The sequence below is a fragment of the Peribacillus sp. NPDC097675 genome, from assembly GCF_050277655.1.
In the GTDB taxonomy this organism is placed as follows: Bacteria; Bacillota; Bacilli; order Bacillales; family DSM-1321; genus Peribacillus.
This window is the reverse complement of sequence record NZ_JBNNSK010000003.1, coordinates 316,104-335,746: the sequence shown is the minus strand read 5'-3', so window position 1 is coordinate 335,746 and position 19,643 is coordinate 316,104. Positions and strand designations below refer to the sequence as shown.

Genomic DNA, 19,643 nt, shown 5'->3' with positions numbered 1-19,643 from the left:
CAAACAATCATCGAGATTTGTTTGAGTTAGTATGTTTTGTATATTATTTTTTTAATGATGCTTCATGTAATACTGACAATTCTCTTTCAAGTGTCTCTAAAAGAGATTTGCCTTCCAGTTCCTCTATTAAGTCTAAACGCACGGCAAAATCAATTTCCCGTGATAAACCAAACATTTGAGTATCCAATACCTCTTCATATAATGGACATTGAGGCATTGTGAGATTCTCCATTTGAACTTTTATCAATTTTAGAATCTTGTCAGCATCTGCTTTTAATAAAGCATAAGCTTTTTCTCGATGATTGACAAGCATTTCAGATGCCATGTTAAATCCCCCCGCTCAGAGCGATTAAATCTTATCTTTAAATTCTACCTTTAGTTGTCTGAAAAAGCAAGGATATTGACAAACAAAAGAATAACGAAATTAAGGAAGCAATCGTCTCGAAGGCTGCTAGATAATGTGACAATTTACTTGTAATTGATTATAATTGAACCTGTATGTGAGTAAAAGGAAGGAATGAGATATTTGGAATCCATCGTGTTTATTAACGGCAAAGTGAAATATCCTATTACTATTGACCCTGGAGTATGGATCTTTGATGATCGTAAAATGGAGATTGATACATATTTTAGTGCCGAAAGAGTACAAATCAATGAATTAGAAGATTATACGAAGAAAGCTTCTAGACATTGGCAAAAAGAGATCCAAGAGGGAGCCATTTTACCTCCTACCATAAAAACTGAACGGAAATTCGAGAAACAAAGATTACTTGAAGGTTCTTTCGGTATCCTTTTTGAACCTTTCTTAAAAAATTCCGAACCCGCTGACGATGCAACTGAAGTTATCGTCACCACAGATGGAAAAGAAATAGCGTTTCCTTTAGAAGATGCACTGAAATTTTTCATAGGATTTTCCAAGGATGGCCAACCTCTTAAAGTATCGGAAGGCGGCCCTATGGAAATTTATTTTGGTGATGGTTCTAATATCAATAATCCAATTAGGCATGTCACGTCTTTCACCGTTAAATAATACTATTGACGCAGACTGCAGCGATATCTGACAAAAATGGCAAAGGAAATTTCCCGCGCCATTTTTTTGTTTGTTATAAGAGTGTTGCAGCCAACTGGGCCAATACGGACCTTTCTCCTTTTATCAACTTTACATGCCCTGCAATCCGCTCTGTCTTGAATTTTTCGACAACATAGGTTAAGCCATTATTATATTCATCCAAATACGGATGGTCAATTTGCTCTGGATCTCCCATCAGAACTATCTTACTTCGTTCCCCGACCCTTGTTAAGATCGTTTTCACTTCATGTTTGGTTAAATTCTGGGCCTCATCTATGATGATGAATTGATCGGGAATACTCCTTCCCCTGATATACGTTAAGGCTTCTACTTCAATCGAACTCATTCCCGCTAAAATGGCATCCAATTCCCCTGGTTTCTTCGTATTGAACAAATATTCCAGGTTATCGAATATAGGCTGCATCCATGGTTTCAATTTCTCTTCCTTTTCTCCCGGCAAATACCCGATATCTTTACCGACTGGCACAATTGGCCTCGCGACAAGAAGTTTCTTATAATGCGCAAGATCTTCTGTCTGCAGCAAACCTGTTGCTAAAGCGAGCAACGTCTTTCCCGTACCTGCTTTACCGATAAGGGTAACAAGCTGAACATCCGAACGAAGCAATAAGTCTAAAGCCATCGTCTGTTGGACATTCCTTGGCTTGATTCCCCATATATGTTCTCCTTCATACATCAATTTCTTCACTCTCTTACAGTTTTCATCGATAATTCCTATCGCTGAAGCTGAACTTCCTAACGTGTCCTTCATAAGTAGAAATTGATTTGGATAGTATTGTTCATCCTTTAATTCTTTAAGATCTAAATAACCTTTTTCATAAAACGTATTTAGATTGTCAATCGAAATAAATTTCTCTTTATACCCTCCATACACATGGTCTAGTTCTACAACCCGGTCATTTAAAAAATCTTCTGCTTCAAGACCGATAGCATCCGCCTTTACACGCACTAACGTATCTTTGCTAACTAAGATGACCGTCTTCCCATCCTCTTTTGTCTCTTCCTCCAATGATAAATTTTTTGCAACCGCTAGTATTCTGTTATCATTTGTTTTCTCTACAAAAATTTCCTGTAACTCATGAAAAGAACGATGATTTAGCTCTATTCGTAAACTGCCCCCATTATGAAGCGCAACACTCTGGTGAAGTTTCCCTTTTTCACGAAATTGATCAATTAATTTCGATACCTGCCTTGCATTTCTTCCGATTTCGTCCATATACCTTTTTTTCGAATCCAATTCTTCTAATACAACCGCTGGAATGATGATTTCATTATCTCCAAATGAATAGATTGAATACGGATCCTGCAACAGGACATTCGTATCTAAAACGTAGATTTTGTCCAATATGACGCCTCCTGCCTGCTCTTTATCGGATATACCCTACCAATGACTGCACTCAGCAGTTATGTAGCGGACGAGACTGTTGATAAAATATATGTTCCTTTGTATAAAGATAGAAGAACATTTAAAGACTATAAAGAAAACTTCCATAAATGAAATGAAATGTGCTTAGAGATACTATTCAATGAAAGGGAGGTTAGACACTTGCACAAACTATTTTTTTCATTCGCAACGATTTTACTGATGTCAGGCTGTTCAATGGATAATAATAGTAATGAATCAACAGATTCAACTAAAAACAATCTAACTCAAGTCCATAACACAACCATTCAGGAAAGCGATCGTAGAACTGGACAAAATACCTCTAAAAGGCTTAAGGCGCTCGCTCAGTCTGTACCCGAAGTGAATGATGCCACTGCTGTTGTACTTGGAAAATACGCACTGGTGGGAATCGATATCGATGAGGACATCGAACGCTCTCAAGTCGGAACCGTTAAATACACGGTTGGCGAAACATTAAAAAACGATCCCTACGGGGCTTATGCAATTGTCGTCGCCGATCCAGACCTATATGCCCGAATTAAAGAAGTCGCAGCAGACATTAGGAATGGAGAACCAGTAAGAGGGATTTTAAATGAGTTGGCAGATATCACAAGCAGAGTCATCCCCGAGATCCCAAGTGATAATCTAGAGCCCACTCCGACCAAAGTTATGGAAGATAAGAAGAATTCTCCGAATGACACACATGAAAGAAAACAGTTGGATAAAGAACAAAATGAACAATCGAACCATTATAAAGACTAACCATGGAACCCGTCGAACTTCTACGGGTTTTTCTTAGGTTTTGGTTTGACAACCACAAGGAATTCATCAGAGGAGACTTGTACTTTATCCTCGTTTTAGCATGAAATTATTGGTATACTTAAAGATAAACATACTGAAATTGAAGTGAGGTTCAAAAATATGAAGGTAAAATGCGTAATATGCGATCAAATTGAAGATATACCCGATGATAGTCCGGAAGCTAAGAAACTACGTAACCGTCCTATACATACTTACATGTGCGATGCATGTAAACATCGCATTGAAGAACGCACGAATGAGCGGATAGCCACAGGCAATTTCCACCTATACCGTACCATAAAAAAAGAAGATGAATGGTAAGTGGTTACGGATATTACTACTCGGGCTCTTTAATGGATTATTGCTTGGTTCTATAACCAAATGGTTTGAATTACTTTCAGGTCTAAAAGTGTATCAACTATTATTGAATGTGGATTTTATACCGGTAGTAGGCGAATTCCATTGGAACGAGGCATGGTTATTCACTTTTCATTTAATTACATCTCTCTTCATTACAATGAGTTATGCCTACATGATACGTAGAAGAAGGATAGTCCGCCGATTGCCCTTTGCTTTATTATTCATCGTTCCAGCCGTCCTGCTTTATTTTCCATTATCATTTCTTTCTAAAATAGGGGGCCTCCTACCTTTCGACTTATCCGCTTTTTCGTTATGGGCCCTTTCTCATTTTATTTATGCCCTGTTTCTTCCTCTTTCCATACAAAAATGACCGTGCGGAAATCCGCACGGTCATTTTTGTATTACTCGACATTATTATACTTATCAGGCTCAAGCTGTATTTGATTCAACATGATGTCAATTAATTCAATTGGAAAACGTTGCTTTTTCATTTCGTCTCTTACTTTATAATCAACGAAATAAAAAGGCTCTGTTTTTGTTACGGAATTAATAAACACTTGATGGTCATCCTGCAACATTTGCATGAAAAACATTTCTGTATCCCGTGCAGCTGTATCATCAGGTCTTTCATCACAGACAACTCTAATCGTCAGCCAATTGTATAAAGCATCTTGTAATGATTTCATAGCTCACTCAAGCCTGTTCTTCTTTTCTTGAATTATGAAGACGAATCTTATAAATTCCAAGGACAAGAGATGCTATGACTAATGCTTCCCCCATTGGGAGAAACACAGCAAAGAAAGAAAGAAGGGTACATCCAAGTGCCATTACCGCATAAATAATCACGTTTTTGAGCAAAGGTAGCTTTTTGGCAAAACCTAGCTGATAGACAAGGATGCATAATCCAAAGATTGTTAAATACAAATACCACATTCCCGCTTCAGGATTCTCATCCACTCTGTACAACGCTGCAAAAAATGATAATCGCTCTTGGATATCCAATCTTTACTCCTCCTCTTGCTAATTATTTTTCTTCAACAGCCACTTTTTTTCTTTTAGCTGCTCTTTCACGTTCGTTTTTATCAAGAATCTTCTTACGAAGACGGATTGATTCAGGAGTTACTTCACAATACTCATCATCATTCAAATACTCAAGAGCTTCTTCAAGTGACATGATTCTTGGTTTCTTCATTGAAGAAGTTTGGTCTTTATTAGCTGAACGCATGTTTGTCATTTGTTTTGCTTTTACGATGTTAACCGTTAAATCTGAATCACGGTTATGTTCGCCGACGATCATACCTTCATAGATATCAGTACCTGGTTCAACAAAGATTACACCACGGTCTTCTACTTGCATTGTACCGTATTGTGTTGTTTTTCCTGATTCCATAGATACCAATACACCTTGGCGTCTTCCACCGACTTGACCTTGAGCCATTGGTTGGTAGCTGTCGAATGAATGGTTCATGATTCCGTAACCACGAGTGATCGTTAAGAACTCAGTAGAGTAACCGATAAGTCCACGTGCAGGAATCGTGAATAGTAAACGAACTTGACCGCTTCCGCTATTGACCATATCCAACAATTCACCTTTACGTGCTCCCATTGATTCCATGATAGAACCAGTGTGTTCTTCTGGAACATCAATTTGAACACGTTCAACTGGCTCACAACGTACGCCATCAATAAGACGAACGATAACTTCTGGTTTAGATACTTGAAGTTCATATCCTTCACGTCTCATGTTTTCAATCAGGATAGAAAGATGAAGCTCTCCACGACCTGAAACAATCCATACGTCCGGTGAATCAGTATTTTCAACTCTTAAGCTAACATCTGTTTGTAATTGGCTTTTCAAACGCTCTTCGATTTTACGAGCTGTTACGAATTTACCTTCACGGCCTGCGAATGGGCTGTTATTAACAAGGAAAGTCATTTGTAATGTAGGCTCATCGATACGTAGGATTGGAAGAGCATCAGGGTGTTCTACAGGACAAACCGTTTCCCCAACGTTGATATCTTCCATACCAGAAACAGCGATTAGATCGCCAGCAACGGCTTCTTGGATTTCAACTTTTTTCAAGCCGATATAACCAAAGATTTTCGTTACACGGAATTGCTTAACAGATCCATCAAGTTTCATTAATGAAACTTGTTGACCCACGTGCATTTTTCCACGGAATACGCGACCAACACCGATACGTCCTACATAATCGTTGTAATCAAGTAAAGCCACTTGGAATTGAAGTGGTTCTTCTGAATTATCAACTGGAGCTGGAATCGTATCGACAATTGTTTCAAACAAAGGAGTCATGTCTTTCTCTTGTTTAGTTGGATCTGAATCCAAGCTTGCTGTTCCAGCAATACCTGAAGTAAAGACAACTGGGAAATCTAATTGCTCTTCTTCTGCTCCAAGCTCGATGAATAAGTCGATTACTTCATCAACAACTTCATCTGGACGGGCAGAATCTTTGTCAATTTTATTCACGACAACGATAGGCGTGATTTTTTGTTCTAACGCTTTTTTCAACACGAAACGTGTTTGTGGCATACAACCTTCATAAGCATCAACAACAAGTAAAACACCGTCAACCATTTTCATGATCCGTTCTACTTCTCCACCGAAATCGGCATGACCAGGTGTATCCAAGATATTGATTCTTGTATCTTGATATTGAACTGCTGTATTTTTCGCAAGAATCGTAATTCCGCGTTCTTTTTCAATAGCATTAGAATCCATCGCACGTTCTTCTACGTGTTCGTTTTCACGGAATGTACCAGATTGCTTAAGCAACTGATCCACTAAAGTTGTTTTACCATGATCGACGTGGGCAATGATGGCTATATTACGAATATTTTCTCTTAATTTCAAAAAATTCACTCCTAAAAAAATTTGGTGTTTAACGTATCACTAGTATTAACTTACATATTATATCACAAACATGGTAGAAACAAATAACGAAATTATGTACAATAGAATTATTAGGGGTGATTTTAATGAATATTAAATGGAATTTCTTAATTTTAGCGATCCTAGCGACAATTTGTATTGGCTCCATTGGCATCTTTATTGCTGAAAAGAGCATACTCGGAATTCTTGCTGCAATCGTGGTACTATGCGGAATAATGGGGTATGGCTTCTCTCAAAAGAAAAAACTGCGTGAAGCAGGAAAGTTATAAATAAAAAACTCGCTGACTTCAGCGAGTTTTTTTTATAACTTTATATTCCAAAAATTTCATGCCCATTAAATTATTTTTTCACAAGTAATTTTACTTCTCCAAAAAGGCTATCTTTTCTCGATCCCTGATAAATATCTTTCAAAAACCTCATTATGAAGACCCGGCTTGGATACGAAAAGAGAACCCCCTAACAAAAAGTCCAGTTCTTCTCCTTTTATATTGCTCACTTCCCCACCAACCTCTTCAATAAGCAAAACGCCTCCGGCAAAGTCCCATGGCATAAGACGCATGGTAATATAAGCATCTAGCCGCCCAGCTGCGACGAAAGCAAGTTCCAATGCCGCTGAACCATATGAACGCGTCCCTCTAACATCCCGGACAAGCGGAGCTAGGAGGTTTGGATCAATCCGCCGATTTTCCGTCACCCAACTCGCATTAATGGATAGAATGGATTTACTGACTGAGCCTTCGTTTAATGGGGCAAGCCTTTGATCATTCATAAATGCTCCATGCCCTTTAACCGTATGGTATAACTCATCATGCACAACATCATAGACCATGCCGATAATCCCAACGCCATCTTGAAATACCCCCAGGGAAATTGCAAAATTCCGTTGTTGATGGATGAAATTCAATGTGCCATCGATAGGATCAATGATCCATACGGTCCCCTTTAAATCTTTTATATCATCCCCCATGCCTTCTTCCCCAAAAATGCGGTGACCTGGAAATGTCGCCGTTATATTGTCAACAAAGAACCTCTCTATAGCCTTATCCATATTGGTTACCAAGTCATTGGGATTCGATTTCTCCTCAATATTCAGTTTAGTTTCAAAAGACTCCCTGAGCTTGCCTCCAGCTTGCCTCATCCAAAGTTTCGCATATGTATCCATTTCTTTGACCGATGCCATCATAATATCCCGTCCTTTGTAATCTAAACTACATTAAATAGATAATTTATAGAGTAATGCAAACATACCAACACTTCAAGTTTTTAACATCTTTACACCATTACATTTTGAAAATTTACTAATATATGTATTGAAAAACGGACACTTTATTTTCCGAAAAAATAAGTGTCCGTTCATCTATGTTTGATTACATTATTCATTTAATTCGTATGCTCCTTAATGATCTCTACAGCTACTCATTTACAATGCTTTAAGCTTTAGCAATTCCAAACGGATACGTTCTAGCCTCTGCTTGCATTGTGACCTCTTCTGCTCATTTTCTTCACTTATCGCTTCAAAAAGGGTTGCTAATTCATAGTCCATTTCCATCCGTAACACTGCAGCTCTATGTTTTTCTACTTCTTTAGCTTTTAATGCTTGGTTCATGACTTGTTTCATAATTAACATTCTCCCTTCATCAATAAACTAAATTTTCTGATTTTATTTTTATCTTATCATATGTCTTTCACAGACAAATAGCAACTAATTTGTGTTTTTACCCAACATGTTATTCAGATTCTGATTGAAAAACGCTTTTTTCGAATTTACCTTATACTTATGCTACAATATGTGCAGATATTTACGGTAGGAGAGATAATAAATGAATGTACCGATTTTCACTTCTGATGATTTTAACGTATTTAAAATTGATGGATTAGAGCCAAGAATGGAAGCTTTAAAAGAAAAAATTCAACCCAAGCTTCATATGCTTGGCGAACATTTTGCACATCAGCTTTCTATAATGACTGGTGAAGAAATGTTTCCTCATGTCGCAAAACATGCTAGACGGAAAGTTAACCCTCCTAACGATACATGGGTTGCATTTGCGGCTAATAGCCGGGGCTATAAGATGATGCCCCATTTCCAGATTGGTTTATGGGAAACACATTTGTTTATTTGGTACGCTGTCATTTATGAAGCACCCAATAAGGTCGAAATAGGACAGCATTTCGAGAAAAATGTCATCCAGTTAAAAGAAAATATTCCTTCTGACTATGTTTGGTCAATAGATCATACAAAACCTGAAGTCATCCCACATGAAGGTCTTTCTTCTGAAGATTTACGTTCCATGTTTACTCGATTGCAAACGGTAAAGAAAGCCGAAATCCTCTGCGGTATACAGATTCCCCGCGAAAAGGCCATTCAAATAAAAAAGGAAGATTTCATTCAAACCATTCAAGATGCGTTTGAACATCTTTTACCCTTATATCAATTAAAATAAACACATTTGTCGTAATATGACGATGAATTTACAAAACATGTGCAATACTTAAATATAAGAAGGCAAGGAGGGCTTCCATAATGGGCCCTCCTTACTTTTATCTTTGCACCACTATTTTGCTTGCTCTAATCAGTTCGGTTATTTGTTCCTCTTGCCCATTTTCAAAGCACTCTATGACCTTACTGCCGACAATGACCCCGTCACAAGATTGAATCGCATTCCTGACATGCTCCGGCGTGGAAATTCCAAATCCGGCAAGTACCGGAACAGGACTAAGTTCCTTTACCTGTTTAAGATATTCACCGACTTCCCCTCCAAAGGCATCACGCGTTCCGGTGATTCCCTTTACCGTCACGGCATAAACAAACCCTTCTGCTCCTGCTGTTATCTCCATGATTCTCTCCCTTGAGGAAGTGAGGGTCACAAGTCGAATCAGGGTGATGCCTGCTGCTTTGATGGATGAAAATATCCTTTCTTCTTCAATCGGCAAATCAGGAATGATGCAGGCTGCAATTCCAGCCTGGAGACAATCTTCTGTAAACTCCTTAAGGCCATATGACATGATTGAATTTGTATATCCCATTAAAATAATCGGGATATTCACATCTGCTTTGATTTCCGTTACTTTTTTCAGAATTCCCTTTAAAGTCGTTCCCCTCTCCAATGAACGGATGCCGGCCTGCTGAATGACCGGTCCATCAGCCGAAGGATCGGAAAATGGAATGCCCAATTCAACAGCCGTCGCCCCACTTTTTTCTAGGAATACAAGCTGGTTTCTTAACTGGTCCAACCCGCCATCACCCGCCATGATATAGGGGATGAATGCTTTTTCTCCTTTGTTTTCACATTCCTGTAGCACCCTTGTTAACTTATTCATGTTCGCTGCCCCCCAATATAGATTGGACCTGTTCTACATCCTTATCGCCACGACCTGAGAGGCAAATGACTAGCCCGGTCCCTTTTTCCATTTCTTTGGCTAGTTTTAACCCATAAGAGATTGCATGGGAGCTTTCCAGAGCCGGAATGATCCCTTCTTCCCTAGAAAGCAACACGAGCGCATCCAAGGCTTCTTGATCAGTAACCGAAGTATAGGAGACCCGATTTGTATCTTTTAGGTAACTGTGTTCAGGTCCTACCCCAGGATAATCCAATCCCGCCGAGACAGAATGGGCCTCCTGAATTTGTCCGTCTTCGTTTTGCAGGACGTACATGAAGGCCCCGTGAAGTACACCAGGTCTTCCCTTAGTCAAGCTTGAAGCATGTAATGGTGTATGAAGGCCATGACCTGCTGCTTCTACTCCATATAACTTCACTTTTTCGTCTTCAATGAAAGGATAAAACATCCCCATGGCATTGCTGCCGCCCCCGATACAAGCGACCACTGCATCAGGAAGGCCACCTACCTGGTCAGCATACTGACGCTTCGTTTCGTTTCCAATGACACTTTGATAATCGCGGACGATAACTGGAACCGGATGGGGCCCAAGGACCGACCCCATAATGTAATGAGTGTCTTCTACATTTGCGACCCAGTACCTTAGCGCTTCGTTGACTGCATCCTTCAGAGTGGCGCTACCTTGTGTTACGGAAACAACTTTTGCCCCTAACAGTTCCATCCGAAAAACGTTCAATTTCTGCCTTCTAATATCCTCTGCCCCCATAAAGATGATGCATTCGAGCTTCAATAACGCGCATACGGTCGCCGTGGCTACGCCATGTTGTCCTGCACCCGTTTCGGCTATGACCTTTTTCTTGCCCATTTTCTGCGTCAACAATGCCTGCCCAATCGTATTATTGATTTTATGGGCACCGGTATGGTTCAAATCCTCGCGTTTCAAGTAGATATCCGCACCACCAGCAAGTTTCGTCAAGTTTTCTGCAAAATAAAGTGGTGTTTCACGGCCGACATATTGTGTCAGATAATAGTTTAGTTGTTTTTGAAATTCCGGATCTTTTTTAGATTGTTCATACACCTCTTCAAGTTCCGTGATTGCAGCCATCAGGGTTTCCGGGACAAAACGGCCACCATATGCACCAAAATGTCCAGTTTTATCGGGTTGTGTATAAGTACTCATCTTTTCAATCCTCTCCTCCAGGTATATTTTTTACCTTCCTTATAAACGCTTCTACTTTTGTTTTATCCTTGACTCCATTCGTCTCCACACCGCTTGCAACGTCAACCCCTACTGGGGACACGACAGAGATTGCTTCCTCAACATTTTCCGGGGTCAATCCACCGGCTAGAAAAACCTTGTTAAGCGGAAGGGCGGCTTTTTGGAGCATATTCCAGTCCAACGTCAATCCCTTGCCCGACGAACCTTTCGGCAGGTCGACCAGCAGATAATCAGCCGGGTAATCACTAAGGTTTTCAAGGTCCTTCTCTGAACGTATGGCAAAGGCCTTGATAACCGGAAGCGGCATATTTTTGGCAAAACTAGCAGGCTCGTTTCCGTGCAGTTGTATATAATCCAATCTGGCCTTTTCAGCAATCCTGATCACTTCTTGTTCAGTTTGATTAGAAAATACCCCTACTTTTTTAACGTGGTCTGGAAGTTCACCACCAATATCGCGTACCAATTCCGGATGAACTTTCCGGCTACTTTCTGCAAATATGAACCCAATGAAATCAGCGCCTTCTCGTACAGCCGATTGAGCATCCACTAATGTTTTTAACCCGCAAATTTTCACAAACATATTTATCTCCTTAGCTACTTAAAAGTTCACTTGCAGTTCATTCATTGTCTTTGAAAGGTTGGTAGCCGTCATCAAGGTTTCTCCAACCAATATGCCCCTAGCGCCTGCATTTTGCACACGCTGGACATCCGCTTTCGTTTTGATCCCACTTTCACTGATGATTATATGAAGTTTCGGATCAAGCAGTTTCGCAAGACGTTCCGTCACAGCCAGATCCACTTCGAATGTTTTTAAATTTCGATTGTTTATCCCAATCAGCTCTGCTTTAAGGTCTAAAGCCTGCTTTAACTCTGTTTCATCATGAACTTCAGTTAATACTTCGAGTCCTTTGCTCTTTGCATAAAGATATAACTCATGTAGGCGTTCTTTCGAAAGAGCTGCCACAATTAATAGAATAATAGTAGCTCCCGCTTGGTAGGCCCGATCAACTTGGATTTCATCTATGATGAAATCCTTACATAGCCTAGGGATTTTAACAATTTGGCTCACATTTCTTAAATCGTCGATTGTACCTTTAAAGAAAGACTCATCAGTCAACACAGATATAGCTGCAGCTCCCCCTTTTTCATAAGAAAGGGCCTGATTGATGGGGTCAACATCCATTTTTATCGTGCCTTTTGAGGGAGAGGCACGTTTGATTTCAGCAATGATTGAAATGGTGGCCGCCGTTTTTAAATATTCCACAAGCGATGGCCTTGTGGAAAGTACCATCTCCTTATGAGGTACACCCGCTTCTTTAAACCGAGCAATTTCTATTTTTTTCTGTTCGATAATTTTCGTTAAAATGTTTTCCATTTACATTACCACCTTATTTCGGTTGCCATAGGCAATTAAATTTTCTAATTTAGCCAACGCCGATCCACTGTCTAGGCTTTCTCTAGCCAGCGTAATGCCCTTTTCAATCGTGGTCGCCGTTCCATGGGCAAATAATCCCAGTCCTGCATTCAATAAAACGGTATCTCGATAGGCCCCTTTTTCTCCTTTTAAAATACGTAGCATAATATCCGCATTTTCCTTGGCATTACCTCCACGTATTTCCTCATTCCCGTAGATAGGCAAGTTCACTTCTTCAGGATGAAGTGTAAAAGGAATGATGTCCCCTTCCTCTAAAAGAACGAGAGAATTTTCTCCTTGCAGACTTGCTTCATCCATAGATCCGGCTCCATGGACGACAACCGCACGTTTTCTGCCTAGTTTGTGAAGCACCTCACCAAACAGCTCAAGCATATCCCGACGATTAATCCCCAATAATTGTGTCTCGAGCTGGACAGGATTTGTTAAAGGACCCAACAAATTAAATACAGTTGGAATTTTCAAATCCTTTCTCACTTTCATTATCCGGGCACTATTTGGATGGACTGACGGCGCAAACAAGAAAGTGATTCCGTTTTCCTCCAGCAGTTCTTTCATCATCCCAGGTTCAAGGAATAAATTGACCCCAAGCTCTTCCAAAACATCCGCACTGCCCGTTTTACTGGAAATGCTGCGGTTTCCATGCTTCGCCACCTTTACACCGGCACCAGCCAGGACGAAAGCAGAAGCGGTACTGATATTAAAGCTTTGTGAGCCATCTCCTCCCGTTCCACAATTGTCCATCACATTCAAACAGTCCGGTTGTACACTTCTTGCTTCTTTTCGCATGGCCTTGACCAGACTTGCGATTTCTCCTGCCGTTTCCCCTTTTGCTTTTAACGCTATAAGGAAAGCCGCAATCTCGCTTTCTGTAGTATCTTTAGAAAATAACGCTTGGGCTGCTCTACTCATCTCATCTTCCGTCAATGTTTGACGCTCTGCTAACTTCACTAAATACTCCTTCACAACTGACTCCCCCACTCGTTTTTAAAATTATAAAATGGATTGTTCATTCTCTAATTGATATGCAGATGCAATCTTATAAAATTCATGCAACAGTTCCTTACCAATTTTTGTTCCAATTGATTCAGGGTGGAATTGCAACCCATAAAGCGGATATTCCCGATGTTTTAACGCCATAACTTCTCCATCATCCATGGCATTCGCCGTAACCAGTAATTCAGGAGGCAAACTTTTTCTTTCAACAACCAGGGAATGGTACCGCATCACCGGAAATTGTGATGCCTGATTGACAAAAACCCCTGTTCCATCATGTTCTATGACCGATGTTTTTCCATGCATGATCACCTTGGCTCTAATCACATTCGCCCCAAATGTTGCCCCAATAGCCTGATGACCAAGACAAATCCCTAGTATAGGTAGTTTTTTATAAAAGGACCGAATGATTTCCATACTCATTCCCGCATCTTCAGGTCGTCCTGGACCTGGTGAAATGATGATTGCCTTTGGGTTCATGACCTCAATTTCAGCAATCGTGATTTCGTCATTCCTTTTAACAATTAAGTCTTTTTCAACTTCACCTAAATATTGATACAAGTTATAAGTAAATGAATCATAATTATCAATCAACAAAATCATATATTGTTCACCTCCATCAACGCCCGTGCTTTATTCTGTGTTTCCTCATATTCGGTTTTCGGGTCCGAGTCATACACAATTCCCGCCCCGGCCTGTACGTAGGCGTGCCCCTCCTTAATAATCATCGTCCGAATGGCGAGTGCCATATCCAAGTCGCCTCCAAATCCGATAAATCCAATCGATCCCGAATAGACACCTCGCTTACAGTTTTCAAGCCCGTTGATCAATTCCATCGCCCGTATCTTCGGGGCACCCGATACAGTGCCAGCAGGCTGACAGACCGTTAGCGCATCTAAACTCGTAAATTTCTCCTTAAGCTTTCCGCTAATCTTCGAGGCTATATGCATTACATGCTGATATCTCTGAATTTCCATTTCTTCCGTCAGGTGAATCGAGCCAATTTCACATACCCGCCCCAGATCATTTCTTCCCAAATCAACAAGCATCCTGTGTTCAGCCAATTCCTTCTCGTCCATCAGCAAGCTTTTTTCCAACCCTCTATCTTCCTCATCAGTCTTTCCTCTTGGACGAGTACCGGCGATAGGATTAACATGCACCAAACCGGCTGAAACACTAATTAAGCTTTCTGGTGAGGAACCGAGAACGGTATAATCTCCAAACTCTATATAAAACATATATGGCGAAGGATTGGCCAAGCGAAGACGACGATAGGCATCGAAAGGCTCTCCGTCAAAATCAGCCTGAAATCTTTGTGATAAAACAATCTGGAACACTTCACCCGCGACAATGGCCTCCTTTGCTTCAAGCACCATTTTCTCGAACTGTTCCTGACTGAAATTCGAGTAAAATTCCAAAAATTCTGACGATAATTCATGTGAAGGTTTACTCGGCTGGTTAATTCTCTCCTTCATATCTGCCAGGCTTTTTTTGCCATCGTCTTCCGCAGTCAAAAGATGAATTTTCTGTAAGACGTGATCGAATATATACAATTCCTTAAAGAAAAGAAAATGAGCATCCGGCATTTGAAGCGGATCAGGGGGCACATCTCCAATCTTTTCATATAAGCGAATGACATCATACCCAAGATATCCGATTGCCCCTCCATTAAATGGAGGGAGATTCACGGGTATGTCTTCAAGCTCGACCAAAAGTTGGTCCTTCAGGAATTCAATGATGTTCGTCTCCTGAACTTGCTCCTCTCCCGTTACAGGATTCTTAACATGAACTTGATTAGCTAATGAAGTGACCTCCATATAAGGATTTGATCCAAGGTAGGAATATCGACCATTATTATGATGTGAATTTGAACTTTCTAGTAAGAACTTCTTCTTATCCTTCAATTTCCTAAATATCGATATGGGTGTATGTATATCTCCTTCTATGGTTTCCATTTTAAAATGTAGTATCTTTTTTTCATTCAAAGATTTCATTCCAATTCCCCTCCCGGTCTTTAGCTTCATTACATGTTTTACATTTGGTTTTTCCTACCCAAATAGAATCAGAGGTAGATTTATAATAAATTGGTACAGTACATATATAAAAAAAAGCCCCCTACAAACACAAATATTGTGCTTGCAGAGGACGGAATACCGCGGTGCCACCTCAAGTTGGAAAAAACAATCATCTTTCCCTCTCACAGCAGGAAATGATACAATCCTGCCAAACCCTTTAACGGTGGTCACCGGGTTTCCCTACTTCATTCAAGAAACCACTCATAAGTCCATTCATCTTCTTATCTCGTACCGGTTTTCACCTGATCCGGCTCTCTGTGACGACAGTAAAAGAAGATTACTACTCTTAATCGTAGATTTAATTATCTATTTTAAAAAAACGCAAAAAGGGCCCTCATCCAAAGGACGAGGAACCCGTGGTACCACCTTAATTAGCTATAATAGCTCACTTTACGGCATAATAATATAATATGCCTGTCTCCATTAACGATGAGATAATCGCCAAAGCCTACTCCGTCAATCCGTTTCGGTTTGGGGCTCGGAAGTCCATTCGCTTAAGCTTGTTCACCAGTTTTCAGCAACCACTGGCTCTCTGCGGAACAATATTAAGGTACTATTCTCCGTCACTGCCTTTATCTTTTCTTGTCTATTATGTTAAATCAAAATTTTCAGGAAGTCAATGGAGTTTTCTAATAATCTAAATTTCATTTCATTTTGATCCAATCGCTATCCTCAAGAGTCTTCGCTTTCTTAACAACAAGATAAGCTGAATACTTGCTGACCGATTCAAATTCGTCCGTATATCTCTTTTCGTCTGCCTTACCGGGAACAATTTCCTTAAATCGGCGATATGCTTTCATAAAGGCCTCTTTTTCAATTTTACTTTCATAAGCCTTCTCGACCGCTTCAAAAAACTTAATGACGTCGACGATTTCCTCTGTTGACCAATCAAGGTCCATTGGATATTGATAATCCATGTTTACACACTCCTTCTAGTTAGTTATAAACACCTGTTGAATGGGAAACTGTTTTCAATCAGCCCATTTAAAACGAATGGCCTCCGCTTCACCTATGATCCGATTGAATAGCTCAGCCGTCGTTGGTATATCATGAATCATGCCCATAACCTGTCCTGCCCAAGCAAAGCCTTCATCCTGGATACCATCATAAATATACCGCTGGTTTGCCTCTCCACTTATGTAGTTCTTCAGTCGCTCGTATCCACCGTTTTCTTTTTCGATTTCAATTATTTTATCTGTCCAGCTATTGGAAATGACACGGGCAGGCGCACCAATCGACCGCTTAATAACAACGGTATCTTTTTCCGTCCCGGAAACTAAGGCATTTTTATATATTTCATGAGCATGTACGCATTCCTCTACGGCAATGAATCTTGTCCCCATCTCGATTCCTTCAGCACCAAGAGCCAAAGCAGCCATCAAACCTCGACCATCCCCAATACCCCCTGATGCAATTACAGGGATTTTCACAGAATCAACCACTTGGGGAATCAGTACGGAAGTGCCGATATCATCTCGGCCTAAATGGCCTCCGCCTTCCTGCCCGACGACCATCACAGCATCCGCGCCTAATTGTTCGGCTTTGACCGCCTGTCTCTTAGCCGCAACTAATACAAGCTTCTTTACTGGCGTACCTTTAAGGAATTCTAGAAATGGAGCCGGATTTCCACCCGTTACCGAAACAACGGCAATCTCTTCTTTCATCGCTGCCTCAAGCATATGTTCATATGGCCTGCCATGTTGACCAATAGCGAAATTGACGCCAAAAGGCTTGTCCGTCATTGCTTTCGTTTTCCTAATTTCTTGAACCAATTGATTTGGATCATTCAACGACATTGCCGTTACTTGACCTAACCCCCCGGCATTTGAAACCGCTGCAGCCAAATCCGCATAGGCAAGATGCGCCAAGCCTCCTTGCACAATCGGATACTGTATTCCCAATAATTCGATCACGCGAGTTTTCCATTTCAAGAACATCTTCCCCCTGTCATACTTCAATGCAATTCAAATCATTATGGCAAATATGATTTATTTATTCAAATGATAAACGTTTAATATGTAAGGAAATCCATATAAGCGTTCATGAAATTCGTACGCGTAATTTTAAGAACGAATAGCACTAGACTTCTATTTTAGGATGAAAAAGTATAACTAGGAATTTATTGTTAGACGTGCTATAATTCTTTTGTTTTATGACTATCCATAGGCGGCATCTCATTTTAGTAGATGTTGTCATATAGAATAATATACTGAGATAAATGATTCTATTTATCTATTAAATTGAAAAGGGGCTACAAGAATTTGTCACAGAATGAAACACCCTTATACACATCTTTGTTACAGCACGCAAAAAAGAATCCGCTTCAATTCCATATTCCTGGACATAAAAAGGGTAAAGGGATGGATGCTGAATTTCGAGAATTCATCGGCGAAAATGCCTTATCAATAGATTTAATCAATATTGCTCCACTTGATGACCTTCATCAACCAAAAGGAATCATAAAAAAAGCTCAGGATTTAGCAGCCGAGGCTTTCGGAGCCGACCATACATTCTTTTCCGTACAAGGAACAAGCGGTGCAATCATGACAATGGTCATGTCCGTCTGCGGGCCGGGGGATAAAATCATCGTTCCGAGGAACGTACATAAATCCGTCATGTCTGCCATCGTATTTTCCGGTGCTGTTCCCATTTTCATTAATCCCGAAATCGATAAAGACCTGGGAATCTCCCATGGAGTGACTATAGAAGCCGTTGAAAAAACACTGAAGGAACACAGCGATGCAAAAGGGTTGCTCGTAATCAACCCGACCTATTTCGGCATCTCAGCTGATTTACAAAGGATAGTTGAATCGGCCCATTCCTACCAAATTCCCGTACTAGTTGATGAGGCACATGGGGTCCATATTCATTTTCATGAAGACCTGCCCCTATCCGCCATGCAGGCTGGCGCCGATATGGCCGCTACAAGCGTACATAAACTCGGAGGTTCGATGACGGGCAGTTCCGTTTTGAATGTTAAGGACGGGCTCGTTTCGGCAAACCGGGTCCAGGCAATTTTAAGCATGCTTACAACCACTTCCACTTCCTATATTCTTCTCGCTTCGCTTGACACGGCCAGAAGGCAGCTTGCAACAATCGGCCGGGAGATGATCGACGAATCAATCAAGCTTGCAGAATATACGAGGGCAGCAATCAATGAAATTCCATATTTATATTGCGTAGGGGCTGAGATATTAGCAAGTCCAGCCGCCTTTAGTTTTGACCCGACAAAATTGATCATTTCCATTAAAGAATTGGCCATTACCGGATATGACGTAGAAAAGTGGTTACGTGAAAAGCATAATATCGAGGTGGAACTTTCTGACTTGTATAATATTCTTTGTTTGATAACGCCAGGAGATTCAAAAGAGGAAGCGGATATGTTAATCGCTGCCCTCAAGGACTTATCAGAAGAATTTAAAGAACAGGCTGCAGATCATGGAAGAATTGAAGTTCTGCTTCCAGATACACCTCCTCTTGCTTTATCACCAAGAGATGCTTTCTATGCAGAAACCGAAGTCGTACCTATCGAGGAATCCGTGGGTAAAATCAGTGCCGAATTCATTATGGTTTATCCGCCCGGCATTCCGATTTTCATTCCAGGCGAATTGATCACGGAAGATAATATTGCGTATATCCAGAAAAATATTGAGGTAGGCCTACCCGTCCAAGGTCCTGAGGATCCTGAAATTAAATACTTACGGATTATCAAAAAGTAAGAAAACAGTAAAAACCAGAACGTATTTCCGTTCTGGTTTTTACACGTTGGTGTATCCTCTACGTTTCTAAGACTCCCTTAAATGGATGATTCCTTGGTTCAATGGAAAAAGGGTGTCCAGGTTAACTACTGAACACCCTCAAAATCTATTAGCATTCTATGTTAGTTACTTTATTCCTTAGAGGCAGCCGTATCGCAGCTGTGGCAGTTGTGATTATGTGTATAAAGTACACTTACTTTTTCATCTTCAAAATGTTCAATCGTGCTGTTGCAAGTTTGACAAACGATAGTTCCCATTTTTACAACCCCTTCCTCTATATTGTA

At 40.5% G+C, this 19,643-nt stretch carries 24 protein-coding genes and 2 other annotated features; of the genes, 7 read left to right on the top strand and 17 right to left on the bottom strand.

What is annotated here, in order from left to right; translation table 11 throughout:
- Positions 1-43 precede the first annotated feature (43 nt).
- On the bottom strand, positions 44-325 hold the full coding sequence (locus tag ACQKL5_RS07145) for a YlaN family protein (protein WP_427607509.1): 282 nt from the start codon (positions 323-325) through the stop codon (positions 44-46).
- A 192-nt stretch (positions 326-517) separates the two neighbouring features.
- Here ACQKL5_RS07145 and ACQKL5_RS07140 point away from each other — a divergent pair, with 192 nt between their 5' ends.
- Entirely contained in the window at positions 518-1,030 is a 513-nt protein-coding gene (locus ACQKL5_RS07140; protein WP_427607508.1) for a peptidyl-prolyl cis-trans isomerase, read from the top strand.
- Positions 1,031-1,103: 73 nt separating this feature from the next.
- Here the strand turns inward: ACQKL5_RS07140 and ACQKL5_RS07135 are convergent, their stop codons facing one another.
- Complete coding sequence (locus ACQKL5_RS07135) at positions 1,104-2,432, bottom strand: PhoH family protein (protein WP_427607506.1); 1,329 nt, start codon at positions 2,430-2,432, stop codon at positions 1,104-1,106.
- 201 nt (positions 2,433-2,633) lie between these two features.
- Here ACQKL5_RS07135 and ACQKL5_RS07130 point away from each other — a divergent pair, with 201 nt between their 5' ends.
- The 3 genes from ACQKL5_RS07130 to ACQKL5_RS07120 all read left to right on the top strand — a co-directional run bounded on the left by ACQKL5_RS07130 (position 2,634) and on the right by ACQKL5_RS07120 (position 4,002).
- A complete protein-coding gene (locus tag ACQKL5_RS07130) occupies positions 2,634-3,233 on the top strand; it encodes a YhcN/YlaJ family sporulation lipoprotein (protein WP_427607504.1) in 600 nt (199 codons plus the stop codon).
- Between the two features lie 159 nt (positions 3,234-3,392).
- Positions 3,393-3,593: a YlaI family protein gene (locus tag ACQKL5_RS07125; protein WP_427607502.1), complete on the top strand. Its 201-nt coding sequence runs from the start codon at positions 3,393-3,395 to the stop codon at positions 3,591-3,593.
- Entirely contained in the window at positions 3,583-4,002 is a 420-nt protein-coding gene (locus ACQKL5_RS07120) for a hypothetical protein (RefSeq protein WP_427607500.1), read from the top strand. The genes ACQKL5_RS07125 and ACQKL5_RS07120 overlap by 11 nt, the downstream gene beginning before the upstream one ends.
- A 31-nt stretch (positions 4,003-4,033) precedes the next feature.
- On the opposite strand, the gene ACQKL5_RS07115 is transcribed toward ACQKL5_RS07120, so the two are convergent.
- Genes ACQKL5_RS07115 through typA form a run of 3 tightly spaced genes read right to left on the bottom strand, consistent with a single transcriptional unit; the run spans position 4,034 to position 6,504 of the window.
- Positions 4,034-4,318 carry a hypothetical protein gene (locus tag ACQKL5_RS07115; protein ID WP_427607498.1) on the bottom strand — a complete coding sequence of 95 codons (285 nt, stop codon included), beginning with the start codon at positions 4,316-4,318 and terminating at the stop codon, positions 4,034-4,036.
- Positions 4,319-4,325: 7 nt separating this feature from the next.
- Positions 4,326-4,634 carry a YlaH-like family protein gene (locus ACQKL5_RS07110; RefSeq protein ID WP_427607496.1) on the bottom strand — a complete coding sequence of 103 codons (309 nt, stop codon included), beginning with the start codon at positions 4,632-4,634 and terminating at the stop codon, positions 4,326-4,328.
- A gap of 22 nt (positions 4,635-4,656) precedes the next feature.
- Positions 4,657-6,504 (bottom strand): translational GTPase TypA, encoded by a 1,848-nt coding sequence (gene typA / locus ACQKL5_RS07105; RefSeq protein WP_427607494.1) that lies wholly within the window; start codon positions 6,502-6,504, stop codon positions 4,657-4,659.
- A 125-nt stretch (positions 6,505-6,629) separates the two neighbouring features.
- Between typA and ACQKL5_RS07100 the strand changes: the two genes are divergently transcribed.
- Positions 6,630-6,812 (top strand): YlaF family protein, encoded by a 183-nt coding sequence (locus ACQKL5_RS07100; RefSeq protein WP_427607493.1) that lies wholly within the window; start codon positions 6,630-6,632, stop codon positions 6,810-6,812.
- Positions 6,813-6,919: 107 nt separating this feature from the next.
- On the opposite strand, the gene ACQKL5_RS07095 is transcribed toward ACQKL5_RS07100, so the two are convergent.
- Positions 6,920-7,723: an inositol monophosphatase family protein gene (locus tag ACQKL5_RS07095; RefSeq protein ID WP_427607546.1), complete on the bottom strand. Its 804-nt coding sequence runs from the start codon at positions 7,721-7,723 to the stop codon at positions 6,920-6,922.
- Positions 7,724-7,963: 240 nt separating this feature from the next.
- Positions 7,964-8,161 (bottom strand): hypothetical protein, encoded by a 198-nt coding sequence (locus tag ACQKL5_RS07090; protein WP_402968452.1) that lies wholly within the window; start codon positions 8,159-8,161, stop codon positions 7,964-7,966.
- Positions 8,162-8,363: 202 nt separating this feature from the next.
- On the opposite strand from ACQKL5_RS07090, the gene ACQKL5_RS07085 reads away from it, so the two are divergent.
- Positions 8,364-8,984: a DUF1054 domain-containing protein gene (locus ACQKL5_RS07085; RefSeq protein ID WP_427607491.1), complete on the top strand. Its 621-nt coding sequence runs from the start codon at positions 8,364-8,366 to the stop codon at positions 8,982-8,984.
- A gap of 97 nt (positions 8,985-9,081) precedes the next feature.
- Here the strand turns inward: ACQKL5_RS07085 and trpA are convergent, their stop codons facing one another.
- The 9 genes from trpA to ACQKL5_RS07040 form a co-directional block, all read right to left on the bottom strand.
- Positions 9,082-9,861, bottom strand: coding sequence for a tryptophan synthase subunit alpha (gene trpA / locus ACQKL5_RS07080; protein ID WP_427607489.1), 780 nt, complete (start codon positions 9,859-9,861; stop codon positions 9,082-9,084).
- On the bottom strand, positions 9,854-11,059 hold the full coding sequence (trpB, locus tag ACQKL5_RS07075; RefSeq protein ID WP_427607487.1) for a tryptophan synthase subunit beta: 1,206 nt from the start codon (positions 11,057-11,059) through the stop codon (positions 9,854-9,856). Before trpB ends, trpA begins: the two co-directional genes overlap by 8 nt.
- Positions 11,060-11,063: 4 nt before the next feature.
- On the bottom strand, positions 11,064-11,678 hold the full coding sequence (locus ACQKL5_RS07070) for a phosphoribosylanthranilate isomerase (protein WP_427607485.1): 615 nt from the start codon (positions 11,676-11,678) through the stop codon (positions 11,064-11,066).
- An 18-nt stretch (positions 11,679-11,696) separates the two neighbouring features.
- A complete protein-coding gene (trpC, locus tag ACQKL5_RS07065) occupies positions 11,697-12,473 on the bottom strand; it encodes an indole-3-glycerol phosphate synthase TrpC (RefSeq protein WP_427607483.1) in 777 nt (258 codons plus the stop codon).
- Positions 12,474-13,496, bottom strand: a complete 1,023-nt coding sequence (trpD, locus tag ACQKL5_RS07060; RefSeq protein WP_427607481.1) for an anthranilate phosphoribosyltransferase — start codon at positions 13,494-13,496, stop codon at positions 12,474-12,476.
- A gap of 27 nt (positions 13,497-13,523) precedes the next feature.
- Complete coding sequence (locus ACQKL5_RS07055) at positions 13,524-14,129, bottom strand: anthranilate synthase component II (RefSeq protein WP_427607479.1); 606 nt, start codon at positions 14,127-14,129, stop codon at positions 13,524-13,526.
- Positions 14,126-15,520 (bottom strand): anthranilate synthase component I, encoded by a 1,395-nt coding sequence (trpE, locus tag ACQKL5_RS07050; RefSeq protein WP_427607478.1) that lies wholly within the window; start codon positions 15,518-15,520, stop codon positions 14,126-14,128. The genes ACQKL5_RS07055 and trpE overlap by 4 nt, the downstream gene beginning before the upstream one ends.
- 144 nt (positions 15,521-15,664) lie before the next feature.
- Positions 15,665-15,904 (bottom strand) — a binding site (T-box leader).
- Between the two features lie 35 nt (positions 15,905-15,939).
- Positions 15,940-16,177: a binding site (T-box leader), on the bottom strand.
- 68 nt (positions 16,178-16,245) lie between these two features.
- Positions 16,246-16,518, bottom strand: coding sequence for a UPF0223 family protein (locus tag ACQKL5_RS07045; RefSeq protein WP_427607477.1), 273 nt, complete (start codon positions 16,516-16,518; stop codon positions 16,246-16,248).
- Positions 16,519-16,572: 54 nt separating this feature from the next.
- A complete protein-coding gene (locus ACQKL5_RS07040; protein WP_427607475.1) occupies positions 16,573-17,532 on the bottom strand; it encodes an NAD(P)H-dependent flavin oxidoreductase in 960 nt (319 codons plus the stop codon).
- 330 nt (positions 17,533-17,862) lie between these two features.
- Here ACQKL5_RS07040 and ACQKL5_RS07035 point away from each other — a divergent pair, with 330 nt between their 5' ends.
- Positions 17,863-19,320, top strand: a complete 1,458-nt coding sequence (locus ACQKL5_RS07035; protein WP_427607474.1) for an aminotransferase class I/II-fold pyridoxal phosphate-dependent enzyme — start codon at positions 17,863-17,865, stop codon at positions 19,318-19,320.
- A 170-nt stretch (positions 19,321-19,490) separates the two neighbouring features.
- Here the strand turns inward: ACQKL5_RS07035 and ACQKL5_RS07030 are convergent, their stop codons facing one another.
- Complete coding sequence (locus ACQKL5_RS07030; RefSeq protein ID WP_427607472.1) at positions 19,491-19,616, bottom strand: GapA-binding peptide SR1P; 126 nt, start codon at positions 19,614-19,616, stop codon at positions 19,491-19,493.
- Between the last annotated feature and the right edge of the window lie 27 nt (positions 19,617-19,643).